This is a genomic window from Aliihoeflea sp. 40Bstr573, assembly GCF_024105655.1.
Lineage (GTDB): Bacteria > Pseudomonadota > Alphaproteobacteria > Rhizobiales > Rhizobiaceae > Aliihoeflea.
This window is the reverse complement of sequence record NZ_JAAAMH010000010.1, coordinates 1-18,243: the sequence shown is the minus strand read 5'-3', so window position 1 is coordinate 18,243 and position 18,243 is coordinate 1. Positions and strand designations below refer to the sequence as shown.

Sequence of the window (18,243 nt, the reverse complement as noted above, 5' to 3'; positions counted from 1 at the left end):
GAAGGGCCGCTCAATGGACATTCGCCGCATCTGATTGCACAATCCGAACATGACGACCACGCGTTCCAAGATTCCTTCCTACCGCCTCTTTGGTGAACATCAGGACGATCCGGCCGATTTCTGGCTCCATTGCGAGCCGATTCCGGAGCGCACGCACCTGCACAATTGGGAGATAGCCCTGCACCGGCACGAGCAGTTCTTCCAGCTCTTCCTTCTGCCGCAGGGTTCGGGCGAGATCGTCTCGCAGGACGGTATCCTGTCCTTCGCGGCGCCGGTCATCCTGTTCATCCCGCCCGATGCCGGCCACGGCTTCCGCTTCACGCGCGACATCGACGGCCTCGTGGTCACCGCGCTCGCCGACCGCCTGCGCAGCTTGACGGCGGCCGATCGCGAAATCGCGCGCTTTGCCGAAAAACTGCGCATTGTCGCCGTCGCCGGCGAAGATGGCACCCACGCTGCCAGCGCGATTGAAAGGATCGATGCTGAACTGTCGGGCCGCTCGATCGGCCGCTCTCTCTTACTCGAGCCCTTGATGACGCAGGCACTCGTCGCCTTGACCAGGGCCTCGCGCCCCGGTGACGGGCTGCAGGAAAAGGACCGCGATCTCGCCCGCATCGAGGAACTGCTGACGATCGTCGACACGCATTTCCGCGAGCGCCACCCCGTCGGCTTCTACGCGGGCCGGCTCGGTGTCTCCGCCGCGCATCTCAACCGCATCGCCCGCAGCGCAACGGGCGTGTCGATCCAGAACCTGATCGACCGGCGCACCCTCGAAACCGCCCGGCGCGACCTGATCTTCACCCCGACCCCCATCAGCAAGATCGCCTATTCGCTCGGCTTTTCCGATCCGGCCTACTTCAACCGCTTCTTTCGCAAGCAGACCGGCCTTACCCCCGGCGCCTTCCGCGACCGCGAGCGCCGGCGCCTCTCCGATTGAACGAAAAAGGGGCGGTCGCCCGCCCCTTTCAATAATCCACCCTTGCAATCACCTAGTCGAGTTGATCGGTGACGACCGTCGAGAATGCGCCTTCCGGCTCCTTGGTGATGGCCGGATTGTCGGGCGAGACCGCCGAAAGCAGCGTCTGCACGGTCTGCTCGTAGGAAGCCGGGTCGAGTGCTGGGCTCTCGCCGACGAGGTCGGCGGCGACTTCCACCTGCCAGACCTGGCTTTCCTCAGTGAGCGCACCGGAAAGATCATTGTCGAGGACGATGCCCGCGGCTTCGTCGACATTTTCCTTGGCGTATTCCCAGCCACGCATGGAGGCACGCACGAAGCGGACCATCTGATCGACGAATTCGGGATCCTCGAGCCTGTCTTCCATGACGTAGAGCCCGTCCTCCAGCATGCCGACGCCTTCGTCCGCATAGTTGAAGACCTTGAGGCTGTCTTCGGGAACGCCCGCGTCGAGAAGCTGCTTGAACTCGTTGTACTTCATCGTGGAGATGCAGTCGGCCTGGTTCTGCAGCAGCGGGTCGACGTTGAAGGCCTGGCGCAACACTTCCACGCCTTCCGCGCCGCCTTCGGTCGGCAGGTCGAGCTTGGCCATCCAGGCATAGAACGGATATTCATTGCCGAAGAACCAGACACCGAGCTTCTTGCCCTTGAAGTCGTCGGTCGACTGGACGCCGCTCTGTTCGGAGCAGACGAGTTGCAGCGCCTGGCTTGCAAAAGGCTGCGCGATGTTGACGAGCGGCACGCCGCGTTCGCGCGCGGCAAGGCCGGCCGCCATCCAGGTCGTGATCACATCGGCGCCGCCGCCGGCGATCACCTGCTCGGGCGCAATGTCCGGCCCGCCGGGATTGATCGTGACGTCGAGCCCTTCCTCCTCGTAGAAGCCCTTGTCCTTGGCGACGAGATAACCGGCGAACTGGCCCTGATTGACCCACTTCAGCTGGAAGGTGATCGGGTCGAGATCCTGCGCCATGGCCGGCAGCGCGGCCATCGCGAAGGTGGAGGCGAGAACCCCCGCAGCAAGCTTAATCATGTCATTCCCCTTTTTTTCTTAGTTTCACGTCTTTCCACCACGGATCGACGGATGCCAGAAGGTCACGCCGCGCTCGATGAGCGCGATGAGACCATAGAAGACCGAGCCGGCGAGAGCGGCCACCGCGATTTCAGCCCAGACCATGTCGACGTTCAAGCGTCCGATGGCGGACGAGATGCGGAATCCCATCCCCACCACCGGCGTGCCGAAGAACTCCGCGACGATCGCGCCGATCAGCGCCAGGGTCGAGTTGATTTTGAGCGCGTTGAAGATGAAGGGCCAGGCCGCGGGCAGACGCAGCTTGAAGAGCGTCGCCCAATGGCCGGCCGCATAGGTGCGCATCAGGTCGCGCTCCATCTGGTTGGACGCGTTGAGCCCGGCCACGGCGTTCACCAGCATGGGGAAGAAAGTCATCACGACGACGACGGCTGCCTTGGACTGCCAGTCGAAGCCGAACCACATCACCATGATCGGTGCGATGCCGACGAGCGGCAGGGCAGAGACGAAATTGCCGACCGGCAGCAGCCCGCGTTTCAGGAACGGCGAGCGGTCGATGAGAATTGCGACGACGAGGCCGGCCAGGCACCCGATCGCATAGCCTGGCAGGACCGAGCGGATGAAGGTCTGATGAAAGTCCGCCCATAGCGTCGGTACCGAGGAAACGATCCGCGCCCAGATCGCGCTCGGCGGCGGCAGGAGCACCGTCGGGACATTGAAACCCCGCGCCAGCCCCTCCCAAAGCACCATCAACGCGGCGCCAAAGAGCAGCGGCACGATGAAATTGATCGCCCGCGCGGCCGTACCTCGCGCACGCAGGCGCACCAGCCATTCGTTGATCGCCCAGGCGACCAGCCAGAAGGCGACGGCTCCAACGACAAGCGGCGCGTTCATGGCCGCACCCCCGTGCGTGCGAGGACAATGCGCTGGAGAATGCCGATGACGAGGATGAGCGTGGCGGAAAGCGCCGCGGCCATCAGGAGCGCCGACCAGATCTGCACCGTCTGCCCGTAATAGGAGCCCGCGAGAAGCCGCGAGCCGAGCCCTCCCGCCGCCCCGGTCGGCAGTTCGCCCACGATCGCACCGACGAGGCTTGCCGCGACGCCCACCTTCATCGAGGTGAACAGATAGGGCAAGGCGGACGGAAAGCGCAATTTCCAGAAGGTCTGGTTTTGGCTCGCGTTATAGGTGCGCATCAGGTCGAGCTGGATCGTGTCGGGGCTGCGAAAGCCCTTCACCATGCCGACGACGACGGGGAAGAAGGACAGGTAGGTGGAGATCAGCGCCTTCGGCACAAGCCCGGTCATGCCGATCGAGGCGAGCACAACGACGACCATCGGCGCGATGGCGAGGATCGGGATCGTCTGCGAGGCGATGATCCACGGCATCAGCGAGCGGTCCATCGCGCGGTTATGCACGATCAGGACGGCGAGCAGGATGCCCAGTGCCGTACCCATGAGGAAGCCGAGCAGTGTCGCCGAAAGCGTAATCCAGGCATGGTAGACGAGGCTTCGCCGCGAGGTCACGTTCTGCCCCACGACCGAGTTCCAGAGTTCCACGGCGACCTGATGCGGTGCGGGCAGAAGCGGCCGGTCCTGGCTCATCGTGCCGGCGAGGAAGTCGATCCACGTCCAGCCGCCCTCGCCCCGCGAGAAGATTTGCAACTGCCACGCTGCATTGAGCCAAACTGCGGCTAGGTACCACACGGCAAGAATCGCGAGTACGACGATCAGCACGGGCACCGCCGTGCCCTGGCTGATGCGGGCCCAGAAGCCGCTGCGGCCGACGCCGCCACCTGGAACGGCGATGGCAGTCATGTCCTGCCCTCACTCATAGCTGTGCCCCGTCCGCAGCCCCTCGCGCACCCGCGCCGCAATCGCCAGGAACTCCGGCGTCTCGCGAATGTCGAGCGGGCGTTCGGCCGGCAGCGTGCTTTCGATCACATCGGTCACGCGCCCTGGCCGCGGAGACATCACGACGATCTTCGTCGACAGATAGACAGCCTCCGGGATCGAGTGGGTGACGAAGCAGATCGTCTTGTTCGTGCGCGCCCAAAGCTGCAGCAACTGCTCGTTCAGGTGATCGCGCACGATCTCGTCGAGCGCGCCGAAGGGCTCGTCCATCAGGAGCAAATCGGCATCGAAAGCCAGCGCACGCGCGATCGAGGCCCGCTGCTGCATGCCGCCCGACAATTGCCATGGATACTTTTTCTCGAAGCCGGTCAGATTGACCAGATCGAGCGTGCGCGCGACACGGGCCTTCCGCTCGTCGCGCGAATGGCCCATGATTTCGAGCGGCAGCGCGACATTGCGTTCGATGGTGCGCCACGGATAAAGCGCCGCCGCCTGAAAGACATAGCCATAGGCCCGGCTGCGCCGCGCCTCCTCGGGCGTCATGCCATTGACCGAGATCGTGCCTGCGGTCGGCTGTTCGAGATCGGCGATGACGCGCAGGAACGTGGTCTTGCCACAGCCCGACGGCCCGATGAACGACACGAACTCGCCCTTGCGGATGTCGAGATCGACCTCGGACAGCGCATGCACCGGTCCGTCATTGGTCTCGAAGGTGAGGCCAAGGCGGTTGGCGGAGATGACCGTGTCGGAAATGGGTTTCATGAGCATGGATGACCGCTCTGACGCGCCACCGTCGGCAATTGACGGCGCGCGCTCTGGAAGGAAAGGATATGAAATTCGCATAGGCCATGCGCCGTGCCAAGAACAGTGAGGAGCAAGGATGTCCCCATCATCCGCAAAGGCCTGCCGGCTCGTGCGCGCAAGAACGAATTTCGACGGCCGTCAGGGGCTGACTTACGCCGAGGGCATCACGGCCGAGAGCGTCGGCGCAACCGGCCTGTCGATGCACCTCGTCACGATCCCGCCCGGCGCGCGCGCCAAGGCGCATCTGCACGAGAGCCACGAGACGGCGATCTTCGTGACGGCGGGAACCGCGCGCACCTGGTATGGCGAGCGGCTTGAGCACCAGGTCGACATGGGCGCCGGCGACATGCTCTACATTCCCGCCGGCCTGCCCCATCTGCCGGTCAACATCGGCGCCGAGCCCTGCACGGCGGTGATCGCGCGCACCGATGCGAACGAGCAGGAAGCTGTCAGGCTCCTTCCCGAACTCGACGCACTCGTGCCCTGAGGCCCGATGCCGGGAACGCCCGGCACCGTAGATGGTCCGAGCCGATCCCATGGATCAAACCCCGCTGGCTGGAATGCCCGAGCGCTCGATCTTGCGCGGCGCGACGACCTGCTTCCATGTCGAAAGCGCCTGGCTGACGGACGTTTTCGCCTCGCGCGCTACGAACTTGCCGTGGCCCGGCTTCGCCTTCACCTCGCCGTTCTCGATGGCGACCTCGCCGCGCGTGAAGACGGTGCGCGGCAGGCCCTTCACCTCGATGCCCTCGAAGACATTGTAGTCGATCACCGATTGCTGGCTCGAGGCGGAAATCGTCTTGGTCTTTTCCGGGTCCCAGATGACGATGTCCGCATCTGCGCCTTCTACGATCGCCCCCTTCTTCGGATACATGCCGAAAATCTTGGCGGTGTTGGTCGAGGTCGCTGCGACGAACTCGTTCATCGTCAGGCGGCCGGTGTTGACGCCGAAAGTCCACAGAACCGGCATCCGGTCTTCCAGGCCGCCCGTTCCGTTCGGAATCTTGGTGAAGTCGCCGACGCCGGTGCGCTTCTGCTCGGTCGTGAAGGCGCAATGGTCGGTCGCGACCACCTGCAGCGAGCCGGCCGAAAGGCCCGCCCAGAGCGAATCCTGGTGCTGCTTGGAGCGGAAGGGCGGGCTCATGACGCGCCGCGCGGCGTGGTCCCAGTCCTTGTCGAAATACTCGGTCTCGTCGAGGACGAGATGTTGCACCAGCGGTTCGCCATAAACGCGCATGCCCTTCTGGCGCGCGCGGCGGATCGCCTCGTGGCTCTGCTCGCACGAGACATGCACGACATAGAGCGGCACGCCCGCCATGTCGGCGATCATGATGGCGCGGTTTGCCGCCTCGCCCTCCACTTCCGGCGGGCGGGAGTAGCTGTGCGCCTCAGGTCCGTTGTTGCCAGCCGCCAGCAGCTTCTGCTGCAACTGCGCGACCACATCGCCGTTCTCAGCGTGGACCATCGGCAGCGCGCCGAGCTCGGCGCAGCGCTGGAACGAGGAATACATCTCGTCGTCGTCCACCATCAGCGCGCCCTTGTAGGCCATGAAATGCTTGAACGAGGTGATGCCCTTCTCGACGACGGCCGGCATCTCGTCGAACACCTTCTCGCCCCACCAGGTGATCGCCATGTGGAAGGAATAGTCGCACGCCGCCCTGGTCGACTTGTTGTCCCACATCTGCAGCGCCTCCATCAGCGACTGCTCGGGGCTTGGCAGGCAGAAGTCGATCACCATCGTGGTGCCGCCGGCCAGCGCCGCGCGGGTGCCGCTCTCGAAATCGTCAGCCGAATAGGTGCCCATGAAGGGCATTTCCAGATGCGTGTGCGGGTCGATGCCGCCGGGCATCACATAACAGCCCGTAGCGTCGAATTCCTCGTCGCCGGAAAGGTTCTGCCCAATCTCGGCGATCGTCTCGCCGTCGATCAGGATGTCGGCCTTCCAGGTGCGGTCGGCGGTGACGATGGTTCCGTTCTTGATGACTTTCGTCATTCTCGTTCCCCTTGAATTTCCCGCTTCTGCGAGCAGGCTGATTTCAAAACGCTCAGGCGGGGACGCCCACCCTTTATCCCTCCCCACAAGGGGGAGGGAGTCGCCGACGTGCGCTCAATATTCGAGCTTGGCGCGAGGCCTCAATTCATGGCTCAACGCTGACGTCCTCCCTCCCCCTTGTGGGGAGGGATAAAGGGTGGGGGTACTGAAGCCCCGGCCCTTCACTCCACGATCTCCGCCGTCTCGACGACGGCGTGAAAAAGCACGTCGGCGCCCGCGCGTGCCCAATCCTTGGTGATCTCTTCCGCCTCGTTGTGGCTCAGCCCGTCGACGCAGGGGCACATCACCATGGCGGTGGGCGCAACGCGGTTGATCCAGCAGGCGTCATGTCCGGCGCCAGAGACGATGTTGCGGTGGCTGTAGCCCAGACGTTCGGCCGCATCGCGAATGGCGCTCACGCAGCCCTCGTCGAAGGTGACGGGATCGAAATGCCCCACCGCCTCAACGTCGCAGGCGATGTCGAGCGCTTCGCAGATCGTCGCAGCCCCGTCCTCGATCCGCTCGCGCATCTGCGTCAGCGTGTCGAGGTCGGGCGAGCGGATGTCGACCGTGAAGACGACCTTGCCGGGAATGACGTTGCGCGAGTTCGGATAGACCTCGACATGGCCGATGGCGCCGACGGCATCGGGCTGGAAATCCATTGCGACTTCGTGGACGAGTTCGGTGATCCGCGCTATGCCGAGGCCGGCATTGCGCCGCTTTGGCATCGGCGTGGAGCCGGTGTGCGCATCCTTGCCCGTCAGCGTGAACTGAAGCCACCAGAGCCCCTGACCGTGGGTGACGACGCCGATATCGATGCCCTCGTCCTCGAGGATCGGTCCCTGCTCGATATGGAGTTCGAAGAACGCCTTCATCTTGCGCTGGCCGACTTCTTCCTCGCCCTTCCAGCCGATGCGTTCCAGTTCGTCGCCGAACCGCTTGCCCTTGGCGTCCGTGCGGTCATAGGCCCAGTCGAGGTCGATCTCGCCGGCAAAGACGCCCGACGCGATCATCGCCGGCGCGAAGCGCGTGCCTTCCTCGTTCGTCCAGTTGGTGACGACGATCGGATGCTTGGTCTTGATGCCCAGATCGTTCATCGAACGGATCACCTCGAGCCCGCCGAGGACGCCGAGCACACCGTCGAACTTGCCGCCGGTCGGCTGCGTGTCGAGATGGCTGCCGACATAGACCGGCAGAGCGTCGGGGTCAGTGCCCTCGCGGCGCGCGAACATCGTGCCCATCTGGTCGACGGCAACGCTCAAGCCCGCATCCTCGCACCAGCGCTTGAACAGATGCCGGCCCTCGCCATCCTCGTCCGTCAGCGTCTGGCGGTTGTTGCCGCCGGCAATGCCGGGTCCGATCTTCGCCATTTCCATCAGCGAATCCCACAAACGGTCTGGATTGATTCGCAGATTCTCGCCCGGCGCTGCCATGCTTGTCCCTTATGCTTTCAATTCGATTTCGACGAAGGACATCGCCGCATCGCCGCCATTGATGACGTTATGCTCGACGCCCTCGCTGCGGCGATAGGCGTCCCCCTCCTTGAATTCGACCCGGCGGCTGGTGCCGCCGGGCTCTTCCAGAAGCATCGCGCATGGCGTGATCGTGGTGATCACATAGTCCATGCCGTGCCGGTGCCAGCCCGTCTCGGCGCCGGGCGCAAAGTCCCACCGCGTGACGCGCACCTGGTCGTCGTCGACCAGGACCGCGTGAGTCGCCTGCGGGCGGGCCATTCTCAGGCGACCTCGTTGAGAACTGTGCGCACGCAATCGACGATCTCGTCGATCTGCCCCTTCTCGATGATGAGCGGCGGCGAGAGCGCGATGATGTCGCCGGTCGTGCGGATAAGCACGCCTTTCTCGAACGCCTTGACGAAGGCTGAGAAGGCCCGTTTGGTCGGCTCGCCCGCGATCGGCTGCAGTTCGATCGCGCCGACGAGGCCGATATTGCGGATATCGATGACGTTTGGCGCATCCTTCAGCGAATGGAGAGCATCCTCCCAATAGGGCGCAAGCTCGGCGCCGCGGGTGAGCAGTCCCTCTTCCTTGTAGGTGTCCAGCGTCGCGATGGCCGCGGCCGACGCGATCGGATTGCCCGAATACGTATATCCGTGGAAGAACTCGATCATGTGCTCGGGGCCGCTCATGAACGCGTCGTGGATTTCCGACGTCACGAACACTGCGCCCATCGGAATGACACCGTTGGTCACGCCCTTGGCGGTGGTGATGATGTCGGGCATCACGCCGAAATAGTCGGCCGCAAACGGCGTGCCGAGACGGCCGAAGCCGGTGATGACCTCATCGAAAATCAGCAGGATTCCATGCTTGGTACAGATGTCGCGCAGGCGCTTGAGGTAGCCTTGCGGCGGGATCAGGACGCCCGTCGAGCCGGCCACAGGTTCCACGATGACCGCCGCAATGGTCGAGGCGTCGTGCAGCGTGACGATGCGCTCCAGTTCGTCGGCAAGGTCCCCGCCATGTTCCGGCACGCCGCGCGTGAACGCGTTCTTTGCCGGCAGATGCGTGTGCGGCATGTGGTCGACGCCAGTGAGCAGCGTGCCGAACATCTTGCGGTTGGTCACGATGCCGCCGACCGAGATGCCGCCGAAATTGACGCCGTGATAGCCGCGCTCGCGGCCGATGAGGCGCGTGCGCGACCCCTGCCCCTTCACGCGCTGATAGGCGAGCGCGATCTTGAGCGCGGTCTCGACCGATTCCGAACCGGAATTGGTGAAGAAGACATGGTTCATGCCCTCGGGCGCGACGTCGACGAGGCGGTTCGCCAGTTCGAAAACGATCGGATGGCCCATCTGGAAGGCCGGCGCGTAGTCGAGTTCGGCGACCTGACGCTGCACGGCCTCCGTGATCTTCGGCCGGCAGTGACCGGCATTGACACACCAAAGGCCCGCCGTGCCGTCGAGGATTTCCCGCCCATCGGTCGTGCGGTAGTGCATGTCCTTGGCAGAGGCCAGCATGCGCGGCGCCTGCTTGAACTGCCGGTTGGCGGTAAACGGCATCCAGAATGCGGAAAGATCGTTCGGCGCCACGTTGAGCCGGTTCGACATGACCAAGCTTCCCCTTTTTCGTGTTCCCTTTTCGGCCAACGCTTGGTGTACCGGACGCAGTCGTGCTACGCATTTTTGACCGATTGGACAAACGTTAGCACCGCCACCATGGCGGTCAAGGACATAGTAGGGGAAATGGCGCTGCATCCTCGCGCTCCACACGCAATGAGCGACTGGTCCAGTCAATTGGTCCAGCGGAGTTGTGCTCATGGACGCTGAAGCGCCCGTCCGCCGTCGCCGCACGCGCATCCAGACCGAGAAACGCGAACTGATCCTCGATGCCGCGCTCGACGTCTTTTCGCAGCACGGCTTTCGTGGCGCGACCATCGACCAGATCGCCGAGGCGGCCGGCATGTCGAAGCCGAACCTCCTCTATTACTTCCGCTCCAAGGAAGCCATGTTCACGACGCTGATCGAGCGCCTTTTGCAGACATGGCTCGCGCCGCTGCGCGAACTCGACGACATCGGCGACCCGATCGGAGAGTTGCGCTCCTACATTCGCCGCAAGCTCGAGATGGCCCGCGACTATCCGCGCGAAAGCCGCCTCTTTGCAAACGAGATCCTGCAGGGCGCGCCGCGCATCCAGCACCTGATCGAGGGCGAACTGAAGCCCCTCGTCGACGAGAAGGCCGCGCTCATCAAGGGTTGGATGAAGGCTGGCAAGATCGCCAAGACCGACCCCTGGCACCTCATCTTCTCGATCTGGGCGACCACGCAGCACTACGCCGATTTCGACGTTCAGGTCCGTGCGGTCCTCGGCCCGGATAGAGGCGGCGACGGCCGCTTCGAGGATGCCGCGCGCTATCTGGAGCAGTTGTTTCTGGAGGGGTTGCGGCCGAAGGGGTGACCCGCGACCTCAGGCAGCGTGGATGTCGAGCCTCTCGATGGCAGAGTAGTCTGCGTCGGCCATTGCTTTCGAAAGATCGTAGCTGTCCTGCAGCCGCATCCAGAAGACCGCGGACATCCCGAGCACCTTCTCCAGCCGGATAGCCGTGTCGGCGGTGACTGACCGCTACCCCTTGACGATGCCCGTGATCCGATTGGCTGGCACGCCCATCTGCCGCGCGAGCGCACGCGCCGAAAGCTGCATGGGCAGCAGGAATTCCTCGTTGAGCATTTCACCTGGATGAGTCATGATCCGTGCCATACCAAACTCCGTCAATGATAGTCGACGACGCAGACATCGTAGGCGTCGTCAACTTCCCATCGAAAGCACAGGCGATACTGGTCGTTGATCCTGATGCTCCATTGCCCATCGCGATCACCTCGCGAGCGTTCCAACCGATAGCCCGGCGGCACCGCGAGATCAGAGATGCCCGCGACGTTGTTGAGTTGATCGAGTTTGCGAAGGGCGGGCTTCTCGATCATTCGCCAATTCCGGTGGCAGATTCCATCCTGAAACAGGGCTTCCCTATGCCGGCCGGCGAAGCTTCTGATCATGTTACGCCAAGCATAACAGCTCCAATCGCCATCTTGAACGTCAGCGATCCGGCGCCATCGCCAACACGATGAGCGCCGCCGTCGTCACCAACGCACCGGCCGCCACCGCCCCGCTCGCCCAGCCATGGCCGAGCAGCCCTTCGTAAAGAATGATGAAGGACGGCGTGAGATACGTGTAGGCCATCACCTTGGCCGCCGGCAGGCGCATGGCGCCGAACTGGACGAGGAACGTCGTGCCCGCCGTGGTGAAGACGGCGAGATAGGCGACCGCGATCCAGACGATCGGCGGCAGCGCGGACCAGTCGGTCTCGACAAGTTCGGGCACCGAATAAAGCGCGATCCAGCTTCCCGTCGCGAACAAGGTCCACAGCGTGAAGACCGGCAGCGCCTCTCCCCGATTGAGCCGGCGCACCAGCGGCGCATAGGCCGCGTGGCAGGCGACGCCGATGAGGAAGATCAGTTCGCCGAGCCCGAGATCGAAGGCAAGCAACGCTCTCACATCGCCGCGAAAGATGACCCAGACCGCCCCGCAGGCTGCCACGACGAGGCCGATGAGCACGATGGCACGGGGCTTTTCGCCAAGGAAGAGCAGCCCGAACCCCGCTGCCATCAGCGGCATCAGCGTGAACACCGCGCCCGTCGCCACGGGCGTCGTCAGGCGCAGCGCGATGAACATGGTGATGAAGAACACCGCCATCAGGAAGCCGAGCACCGCATAGCGCCAGACCTCGCGCGGTGCCGGGATGCGCCCGTTGTTCAGAAGAGCCACGGCGCTCGCCATCACGCAGATGCCGAAGACGAAGCGCACCGCGTTGATCGCGCCGGGGCCGATATGAGGCGCGGCCATCGCGCCGATCGAATAGGAGCCCGAGACGAGCGCGGCAAAACAGAGCATCGCCAGATGGCCGATGAGCTTGTCGCGCCCTTCGGCGTGCGCACGCTTGATTGAAATGTCCGCCACGCGGCCTCCTCGCCAAACAAATCGGGCGCGGTTGCCCGCGCCCGATACAATTCACATGAGAACTTTTGCGCGCGCAAGGCTACTCGGCTGCAACCTTTGCGGCAGGATTGTTCGGATGCGTGGTCCAGTTGGCATAGACCGGCGAAACCGTCCTGTCGGTGCGCTGGTCGAGCGCGCCGGCCGCCAGCGCCTCCATGGTGATGCAGCTTTCGACCGGGCAGACATTGACGCACAGATTGCAGCCCACGCACTCCGCCTCGATCACCTCGAAGTGCCGCTTGCCGTCCACCATGCTGGTGATCGCCTGGTGCGAAGTATCCTCGCAGGCGATGTGGCAGCGACCGCACTTGATGCACAGATCCTGGTTGATATGCGCCTTGGTGACGTAGTTGAGGTTGAGATACTGCCAGTCGGTCACGTTCGGCGTCGCGCGGCCGATGATGTCGTCGAGAGTGCGATGACCCTTCTCGTCCATCCATTCCGAAAGGCCGGTAATCATTTCCTCGACGATCTTGAAGCCATAGGTCATCGCCGCCGTGCAGACCTGCGCGGTGCCGGCGCCAAGCGCCAGGAACTCGGCCGCATCGCGCCAGGTGGTGATGCCGCCAATCGCCGAAATCGGCAGGCCGCGCGTTTCGGGATCGCGGGCGATTTCCGCCACCATGTTCATGGCGATTGGCTTGACCGCCGGCCCGCAATAGCCGCCATGCGTGCCCTTGCCGTCAATGGTCGGCTCGGGCGCGAAGCTGTCGAGATTGACCGCAGTGATCGAGTTGATCGTGTTGATCAGCGACACCGCATCCGTCCCGCCGGCATGGGCGGCCCGCGCGGGCTTGCGGATGTCGGTGATGTTGGGCGTCAGCTTGGTGATGACCGGCATGCGCGTATACTGCTTGCACCAGCGCACGACCATTTCGATGTATTCGGGAACCTGCCCGACGGCCGCCCCCATGCCACGCTCGCTCATACCGTGCGGACAGCCGAAATTGAGCTCGATGCCGTCCGCCCCGGTCTCCTCGACCAGCGGCAGGATCGACTTCCATGCATTTTCCTCGCACGGAACCATGATCGAGACGACCATCGCCCGGTCGGGCCAGTCGCGCTTGACCTGCTTGATCTCGCGCAGGTTCGTCTGCAGGTCGCGGTCGGTGATCAGCTCGATATTGTTGAGGCCCAGCAGCCGCCGGTCCGCTCCCCAGATCGCGCCATAGCGCGGGCCATTGACGTTGACGACGGGCGGGCCTTCCTCGCCCAGGGTCTTCCACACGACCCCGCCCCACCCCGCCTTGAAGGCGCGCACGACGTTGTACGCCTTGTCGGTCGGCGGGGCCGACGCCAGCCAGAACGGATTGGGCGACTTGATGCCGACGAAATTCGAACGAATGTCTGCCATGCTCATGCCCTCCCATTGGAGATAAGCGCCCGATGAATGCTCTCCGCCGCGTCGCGGCCATGAGCGACGGCGGAGACCGTCAGATCGTCGCCGCCGAAGATGCAGTCGCCGCCGGCCCAGATCTTCGGCGCCGAGGTGCGGCCTTCGTCGTCGACCTTGATGCGACCGGCCTCCATCGCGATTGCAGACCCCGAGCCGTTGAGCGGCATCGGATCGAAGGTCTGGCCGATCGCCTTGAACACCTGGTCGGCGTCGATCCGCACCATCTCGCCGGTGCCGGCAACGCGGCCGTCGCGGATTTCGGTGTATTCGAGTTCGATTCCCGTCACCTTGCCGTTCGCGGCCAGGATACGCACCGGTTTCAGCCAGTGGCGGATGGTGACGCCTTTCGACGCCGCCAGGTCCTGCTCGAATTCCGAGGCGTTCATATGCGCCTTGCCGCGGCGATAGGCGATGGTCACCTGCTCGGCGCCGAGAAGCTTGGACTGGACCGCGGCATCGACCGCCGTCATGCCGCCGCCAATGACGACGACCCGCCGGCCGACCTGCAATTGCGACAGGTCGGGCGCCTGGCGAAGGGCGGCGATGAAGTCGACCGCGTTTTCCACGCCTTCGAACTCCTCGCCATCCGCCTGCAAGGCGTTGACGCCCGTCAGGCCTGCGCCGACGAAGACCGCATCATGGGTCGCGGCAAGCTCGGAGAGCGCGAAGTCGCGGCCCATCATCTGACCGTTCTTCACTTCGATATTGCCGATGCCAAGCACGTAGTCGACTTCCGCCTGCGCGAAGCCCTCGGGCGCCTTGTAGGCCGCGATGCCGTATTCGTTGAGCCCGCCCGGCTTGGGCCGCGCTTCGTAGATGGTGACGTGATGGCCGTGCATGGCGAGGCGATGCGCGCAGGCAAGGCCGGCCGGCCCGGCGCCCACCACCGCGACCTTGCGCCCGGTCGACGCCGCCGGCTGGTAGAACTGGACGCCCCGCGACATCGCCGTGTCGGTGGCGTAGCGTTGCAGCCGGCCGATCTGCACAGGCTTGCCTTCGGCAACCTCGCGCACGCAGACCTCTTCGCATAAGGTCTCGGTGGGGCAGACGCGAGCGCACATGCCACCAAGAATGTTCTGGTCGAAAATCGTCTTCGCCGCGCCGAGCGGATTGCCCGTCGAGATCTGCCGGATGAACATCGGAATGTCGATCGAGGTCGGACAGGCCTGCATGCAGGGCGCGTCGTAGCAGAAATAGCACCGGTCGGATTCGACCAGCGCCTCGTGCCGGTCGAGCGGCGGATGCAGGTCCGCGAAGTTCTTCGGATACTGGTCGGGGGCCAGCCGCTGCGCGGCAATCCCCTCTTTATAGAGGCCTTCAGCCATCGGGTTCCCCATTATTGGTTTTCCCGAAGGCTAACACGGATTCTTTTTTTATCAATCGGTCAAAAATTGGCGCAAATCAAACAAGTCGCTGATTAATATGAGTAATTTTGTCCAGTTATTCCGCCTTGGCGGATGCCCCGTCTCGCGCTAAGCAGGACGCATGAAAGAGTTCGTCTTCGCAGCCCCCGCCCAGCCCTCGCTCGCCATTGCCGGCAGCCACCAGCGCTTTCCCATCCGCCGCATCTTCTGCGTCGGCCGCAACTATGCGGCGCACGTGCGCGAGATGGGAAATGACGAGCGCGACCCGCCCTTCTTCTTCATGAAGCCGGCGGATGCGGCGTTCGACGCGGCTGGCGACATCCCCTATCCGCCGCTGACGACCAATTTGCATCACGAGGTCGAACTCGTCGTCGCCATCGGGAAAGTGGGCCGCGACATCGCACCGAATGACGCGCTGGATCATGTCTGGGGCTATGGTGTCGGAATCGATCTGACCCGTCGCGACCTTCAGGAAGAAGCCAAGAAAGCCGCCCGTCCCTGGGAATGGGCCAAGGCCTTCGATCAGTCTGCGCCGATCTCGCCGCTTGTCCCGGCCGATGGCATAGGCCATCCGGCATCGGGCAAAGTCTGGCTGTCGGTCAATGGCGCTCCCCGACAGGAGGGCGACCTTGCCGAGCAGATCTGGCCGGTTGCGGACATCATCTCAATCGCCAGCCGATCCGTCGAACTGAAGGCCGGCGACCTGATCATGACCGGCACTCCGGCAGGTGTCGGAGCCCTCGTTCCCGGCGATAGCATCGAAGCAGGGATCGACGGAATCGGCGCGATCAGCGTGACGATCACCGGCTATCCCTGAACTCGATCGGGACCTGCAGCAGGCGCCGCAGGTCGTTCACACCCTTTCAGGCGTTGTCGCCACCGACCACGTCGCGCATCTTCTGCGCCTTGATGATCGAGCGGGCATACTGCTCCCAGGACGAGCGCAGGTGAAGCATCGTCGTCGTCAGGTTCTCGGCAACCGCTTCGAGTTCCTCGAGCGCCTTCAGGTTCCGGGAGAACTGGCCGGCGAGGTCTTCCGAAATGTCGCCCGCCTTGGTGGTGGCGATCATCGCCTTGAGAGCTTTGCCGGTGTCCTGTGCCTGGGGCACGATCTTGGCCAGTGTCTCGTAGGCGGCGTCATATTGCAGTTCCGCCGCTTCAAGCTGCGGACGCTGCTGGTCGAGAACGCGCAACATGTTGCGCCAGTCGCGCATGCGCCGGTCAAGGTCTTCGCTCAGGCCTGCAAAGCCGCCAGCGATTCGGCGCGGTGCGCGCGCCTGGTCGCCGAGCGCGCCCGGCAGGTTCATCTCGCGACGCGGACGCGCCGCTTCGCCAGTCTTGGCAGGATCGACACGAAGTGCTTCGGTCAAACCTGCATCAAGCGTCTTGATTGTGCTCTGTTCCACGGTGAACTCCACTTGAACTAGGACTTGTCAACTCTCAAATCGAAATTGCATGGAGTAGCTCAGACGCGCAACCATAACGTTAAAATCTGGTTAACATGCTGATTTGGCGGCGCTTGTCCGGTCAAGTAAACACCCGTCTCTTCGGGAATGGGGAACGACCCGGCATCACGATTTTTTTGCCCTTTTTCCCCATCTTTATTCGCATTGGCAGGCGACATCGGCCAAGACCTTCGATAGCTTTCGTTAACCATTCGGGGGAACGGGGTCGTCGTGAAGCCATACGCGCATAACGTATTGAATTCGCTTGCGGATTTGCAGGAGAAGGAAGCAGCGGCCTGGGGCCGTCGCGCTAGCGACGCCGCACGTTGGGGCCTCAGCGACGAGCATGCCGAAGCCCGCGGCCGCGCACAGTCGCACCGCGTGGAAGCGCTCGCCCTTCGAGCCGGAATCGAGCTCAGCGCCTGAGCGTCGGTCAGCCCCGCATTCGCGCAAAATCCGGATCGAACAGAACCGTGTCGAGCATCCGCGCGCGGTGCCTCCGCCCGAGGAATTCGATCTCGAACTCCTCCGTCTGGCCGGCGATCTCCTTGAGCACATAGCCCATCGCGACGGACTTGCCCGCGTGATGCGCATAGCCGCCCGACGTCACCCAGCCCTTGACTTCGCCGCGATGCCAGATCGGCTCGTCGCCGATGACGTCGGCATCGACAGCGTCGACCACGAAGGAACGCAGCCGAAGCTTGCCACCCTCCCGCTTCTCGGCCTGCGCCGCGCTCTTTCCGATGAAGTCGGTAGCCTTGTCATAGGCGACGAAGCGGTCGAGCCCGGCTTCCAGCGGCCCGTAGATCGGTCGATATTCGCGCGCCCAGGAGCCGTAGCCCTTTTCGAGGCGCAGCGCATTCAGCGCCCGCGCGCCGAAGAGCCCCATGCCGAACTCCTCGCCTGCGCCGAGCAGCGCATCGAGCACGTGCCGCTGATGCTCCGGTGCCATCCAAAGCTCGTAGCCGAGGTCGCCCGTATAGCTCACCCGCCCGACGAGGCACGGGGCCATCGCGACATCCATCGTCCTGATTGCCATGAACGGAAGCGCCGCGTTCGCGACATCGGCGCGCGTGACCTTCTCCAGAACCCGCCGCGCATCCGGTCCCGCGATCGACAGCCCCACCTTGCCGAGCCCCAGCGCCTCCACGCGTACCGAGCCGTCCACTGGGAGATGCCGCTCGAACCAGCGCATATGAAACTGCTCGGCGACGCCGGAGCCGAAGATGAGGTATTCTGCGGGGTCCGAGCCCGGCATACCCCCAGCCCGCATCGCTCCCCACAAGGGGGAGAGAGACGTTGTCGTCGTCGCCTTTGCCTCCTCGTTTCCGCCCAGCTTAGACGGGGTAGATGTTAGCTCCCCGCCGGCGCCCCCCTCCTCCTTGTGGGGCGGGGTAAGGGGTGGGGGTACGGCCTCGCGCCGCCCCTTCAAACAAGCAACCGTAAAATCCCCGATCAACCCGCCATCGTCCTTCAGCATCGGCGCCAGCGTCATCCGCCCCGGCTTCGGCAACCGACAGGCGAGCATCCGGTCCAAGAATGCCTCGGCTCCCTCCCCCGTCACACGATACTTCGCGAAGCTGGAGATCTCCGACAGCCCGACGCGTTCGCGCACCGTCGCCACTTCACGAGCCACATGTTCGAAATCGGTTGAGCGGCGCCACGAGAAATCGTCCTTGACGCCTGCCGGCGCATACCAGAGCGGCACTTCGAGCCCATAGGCCGCGCCCCACTGCGCCCCCTTTATGGATGGCCCGCCCCTCCCGCCGGAGCCTGTGTAGGATGCCGGTGTTCAAGAGAGGAAGGAGCGAACCATGAGCATAGTGATCCTTGGCATTGATCTGGGCAAGAACAGCTGCAGCG

At 63.9% G+C, this 18,243-nt stretch carries 17 protein-coding genes and 2 pseudogenes; 4 read left to right on the top strand and 15 right to left on the bottom strand.

Features of this window, described 5'->3' with window-relative positions:
* Positions 1–49: 49 nt before the first annotated feature.
* Complete coding sequence (locus GTK01_RS13445; RefSeq protein ID WP_252926442.1) at positions 50–937, top strand: helix-turn-helix domain-containing protein; 888 nt, start codon at positions 50–52, stop codon at positions 935–937.
* Between the two features lie 52 nt (positions 938–989).
* Here the strand turns inward: GTK01_RS13445 and GTK01_RS13440 are convergent, their stop codons facing one another.
* The 4 genes from GTK01_RS13440 to GTK01_RS13425 are packed head-to-tail and all read right to left on the bottom strand — an operon-like array spanning position 990 to position 4,597.
* On the bottom strand, positions 990–1,985 hold the full coding sequence (locus tag GTK01_RS13440) for an ABC transporter substrate-binding protein (RefSeq protein WP_252926441.1): 996 nt from the start codon (positions 1,983–1,985) through the stop codon (positions 990–992).
* Between the two features lie 24 nt (positions 1,986–2,009).
* A complete protein-coding gene (locus tag GTK01_RS13435; RefSeq protein ID WP_252926439.1) occupies positions 2,010–2,876 on the bottom strand; it encodes an ABC transporter permease in 867 nt (288 codons plus the stop codon).
* Complete coding sequence (locus GTK01_RS13430) at positions 2,873–3,799, bottom strand: ABC transporter permease (RefSeq protein ID WP_252926437.1); 927 nt, start codon at positions 3,797–3,799, stop codon at positions 2,873–2,875. The genes GTK01_RS13435 and GTK01_RS13430 overlap by 4 nt, the downstream gene beginning before the upstream one ends.
* 9 nt (positions 3,800–3,808) lie before the next feature.
* Complete coding sequence (locus tag GTK01_RS13425) at positions 3,809–4,597, bottom strand: ABC transporter ATP-binding protein (protein ID WP_252926715.1); 789 nt, start codon at positions 4,595–4,597, stop codon at positions 3,809–3,811.
* A gap of 118 nt (positions 4,598–4,715) precedes the next feature.
* Here GTK01_RS13425 and GTK01_RS13420 point away from each other — a divergent pair, with 118 nt between their 5' ends.
* Complete coding sequence (locus tag GTK01_RS13420; protein ID WP_252926434.1) at positions 4,716–5,126, top strand: cupin domain-containing protein; 411 nt, start codon at positions 4,716–4,718, stop codon at positions 5,124–5,126.
* A 54-nt stretch (positions 5,127–5,180) separates the two neighbouring features.
* Here GTK01_RS13420 and hydA read toward each other — a convergent pair whose 3' ends face one another.
* From hydA to GTK01_RS13400, 4 genes are all read right to left on the bottom strand, one after another.
* Positions 5,181–6,632: a dihydropyrimidinase gene (hydA, locus tag GTK01_RS13415; protein ID WP_252926432.1), complete on the bottom strand. Its 1,452-nt coding sequence runs from the start codon at positions 6,630–6,632 to the stop codon at positions 5,181–5,183.
* 221 nt (positions 6,633–6,853) lie between these two features.
* Complete coding sequence (locus GTK01_RS13410; RefSeq protein WP_252926430.1) at positions 6,854–8,104, bottom strand: Zn-dependent hydrolase; 1,251 nt, start codon at positions 8,102–8,104, stop codon at positions 6,854–6,856.
* Between the two features lie 9 nt (positions 8,105–8,113).
* Positions 8,114–8,404 (bottom strand): cupin domain-containing protein, encoded by a 291-nt coding sequence (locus tag GTK01_RS13405; protein ID WP_252926428.1) that lies wholly within the window; start codon positions 8,402–8,404, stop codon positions 8,114–8,116.
* 2 nt (positions 8,405–8,406) lie between these two features.
* On the bottom strand, positions 8,407–9,735 hold the full coding sequence (locus GTK01_RS13400; protein ID WP_252926426.1) for an aspartate aminotransferase family protein: 1,329 nt from the start codon (positions 9,733–9,735) through the stop codon (positions 8,407–8,409).
* A gap of 208 nt (positions 9,736–9,943) precedes the next feature.
* On the opposite strand from GTK01_RS13400, the gene rutR reads away from it, so the two are divergent.
* Positions 9,944–10,582 carry an HTH-type transcriptional regulator RutR gene (gene rutR / locus GTK01_RS13395; RefSeq protein WP_252926424.1) on the top strand — a complete coding sequence of 213 codons (639 nt, stop codon included), beginning with the start codon at positions 9,944–9,946 and terminating at the stop codon, positions 10,580–10,582.
* 9 nt (positions 10,583–10,591) lie between these two features.
* Here rutR and GTK01_RS13390 read toward each other — a convergent pair.
* The 5 genes and pseudogenes from GTK01_RS13390 to GTK01_RS13370 all read right to left on the bottom strand — a co-directional run bounded on the left by GTK01_RS13390 (position 10,592) and on the right by GTK01_RS13370 (position 14,896).
* Positions 10,592–10,882, bottom strand: a pseudogene (locus tag GTK01_RS13390) (HigA family addiction module antitoxin).
* A gap of 11 nt (positions 10,883–10,893) precedes the next feature.
* Positions 10,894–11,175, bottom strand: coding sequence for a type II toxin-antitoxin system RelE/ParE family toxin (locus GTK01_RS13385; RefSeq protein ID WP_252926422.1), 282 nt, complete (start codon positions 11,173–11,175; stop codon positions 10,894–10,896).
* Between the two features lie 40 nt (positions 11,176–11,215).
* Positions 11,216–12,136 (bottom strand): EamA family transporter, encoded by a 921-nt coding sequence (locus GTK01_RS13380; protein WP_252926420.1) that lies wholly within the window; start codon positions 12,134–12,136, stop codon positions 11,216–11,218.
* A 79-nt stretch (positions 12,137–12,215) separates the two neighbouring features.
* Positions 12,216–13,529, bottom strand: coding sequence for an NAD-dependent dihydropyrimidine dehydrogenase subunit PreA (gene preA / locus GTK01_RS13375; RefSeq protein WP_252926418.1), 1,314 nt, complete (start codon positions 13,527–13,529; stop codon positions 12,216–12,218).
* Between the two features lie 2 nt (positions 13,530–13,531).
* Complete coding sequence (locus tag GTK01_RS13370; RefSeq protein WP_252926416.1) at positions 13,532–14,896, bottom strand: NAD(P)-dependent oxidoreductase; 1,365 nt, start codon at positions 14,894–14,896, stop codon at positions 13,532–13,534.
* A gap of 160 nt (positions 14,897–15,056) precedes the next feature.
* Between GTK01_RS13370 and GTK01_RS13365 the strand changes: the two genes are divergently transcribed.
* On the top strand, positions 15,057–15,752 hold the full coding sequence (locus tag GTK01_RS13365) for a fumarylacetoacetate hydrolase family protein (protein WP_252926415.1): 696 nt from the start codon (positions 15,057–15,059) through the stop codon (positions 15,750–15,752).
* A gap of 46 nt (positions 15,753–15,798) precedes the next feature.
* On the opposite strand, the gene GTK01_RS13360 is transcribed toward GTK01_RS13365, so the two are convergent.
* Positions 15,799–16,341: a hypothetical protein gene (locus GTK01_RS13360; protein WP_252926413.1), complete on the bottom strand. Its 543-nt coding sequence runs from the start codon at positions 16,339–16,341 to the stop codon at positions 15,799–15,801.
* A gap of 472 nt (positions 16,342–16,813) precedes the next feature.
* Positions 16,814–18,130 (bottom strand): annotated as a pseudogene (locus GTK01_RS21095) (aminomethyltransferase family protein); the annotation flags it as partial.
* Between the last annotated feature and the right edge of the window lie 113 nt (positions 18,131–18,243).

Excerpts from the sequence above, each read along its gene's own strand:
- GTK01_RS13445 (WP_252926442.1), top strand. The coding sequence starts at position 50 with ATGACGACCACGCGTTCCAAGATTCCTTCCTACCGCCTCTTTGGTGAA.
- GTK01_RS13440 (WP_252926441.1), bottom strand. The coding sequence starts at position 1,985 with ATGATTAAGCTTGCTGCGGGGGTTCTCGCCTCCACCTTCGCGATGGCC.
- GTK01_RS13435 (WP_252926439.1), bottom strand. The coding sequence starts at position 2,876 with ATGAACGCGCCGCTTGTCGTTGGAGCCGTCGCCTTCTGGCTGGTCGCC.
- GTK01_RS13430 (WP_252926437.1), bottom strand. The coding sequence starts at position 3,799 with ATGACTGCCATCGCCGTTCCAGGTGGCGGCGTCGGCCGCAGCGGCTTC.
- GTK01_RS13425 (WP_252926715.1), bottom strand. The coding sequence starts at position 4,597 with ATGAAACCCATTTCCGACACGGTCATCTCCGCCAACCGCCTTGGCCTC.
- GTK01_RS13420 (WP_252926434.1), top strand. The coding sequence starts at position 4,716 with ATGTCCCCATCATCCGCAAAGGCCTGCCGGCTCGTGCGCGCAAGAACG.
- hydA (WP_252926432.1), bottom strand. The coding sequence starts at position 6,632 with ATGACGAAAGTCATCAAGAACGGAACCATCGTCACCGCCGACCGCACC.
- GTK01_RS13410 (WP_252926430.1), bottom strand. The coding sequence starts at position 8,104 with ATGGCAGCGCCGGGCGAGAATCTGCGAATCAATCCAGACCGTTTGTGG.
- GTK01_RS13405 (WP_252926428.1), bottom strand. The coding sequence starts at position 8,404 with ATGGCCCGCCCGCAGGCGACTCACGCGGTCCTGGTCGACGACGACCAG.
- GTK01_RS13400 (WP_252926426.1), bottom strand. The coding sequence starts at position 9,735 with ATGTCGAACCGGCTCAACGTGGCGCCGAACGATCTTTCCGCATTCTGG.
- rutR (WP_252926424.1), top strand. The coding sequence starts at position 9,944 with ATGGACGCTGAAGCGCCCGTCCGCCGTCGCCGCACGCGCATCCAGACC.
- GTK01_RS13385 (WP_252926422.1), bottom strand. The coding sequence starts at position 11,175 with ATGATCAGAAGCTTCGCCGGCCGGCATAGGGAAGCCCTGTTTCAGGAT.
- preA (WP_252926418.1), bottom strand. The coding sequence starts at position 13,529 with ATGGCAGACATTCGTTCGAATTTCGTCGGCATCAAGTCGCCCAATCCG.
- GTK01_RS13370 (WP_252926416.1), bottom strand. The coding sequence starts at position 14,896 with ATGGCTGAAGGCCTCTATAAAGAGGGGATTGCCGCGCAGCGGCTGGCC.
- GTK01_RS13365 (WP_252926415.1), top strand. The coding sequence starts at position 15,057 with ATGAAAGAGTTCGTCTTCGCAGCCCCCGCCCAGCCCTCGCTCGCCATT.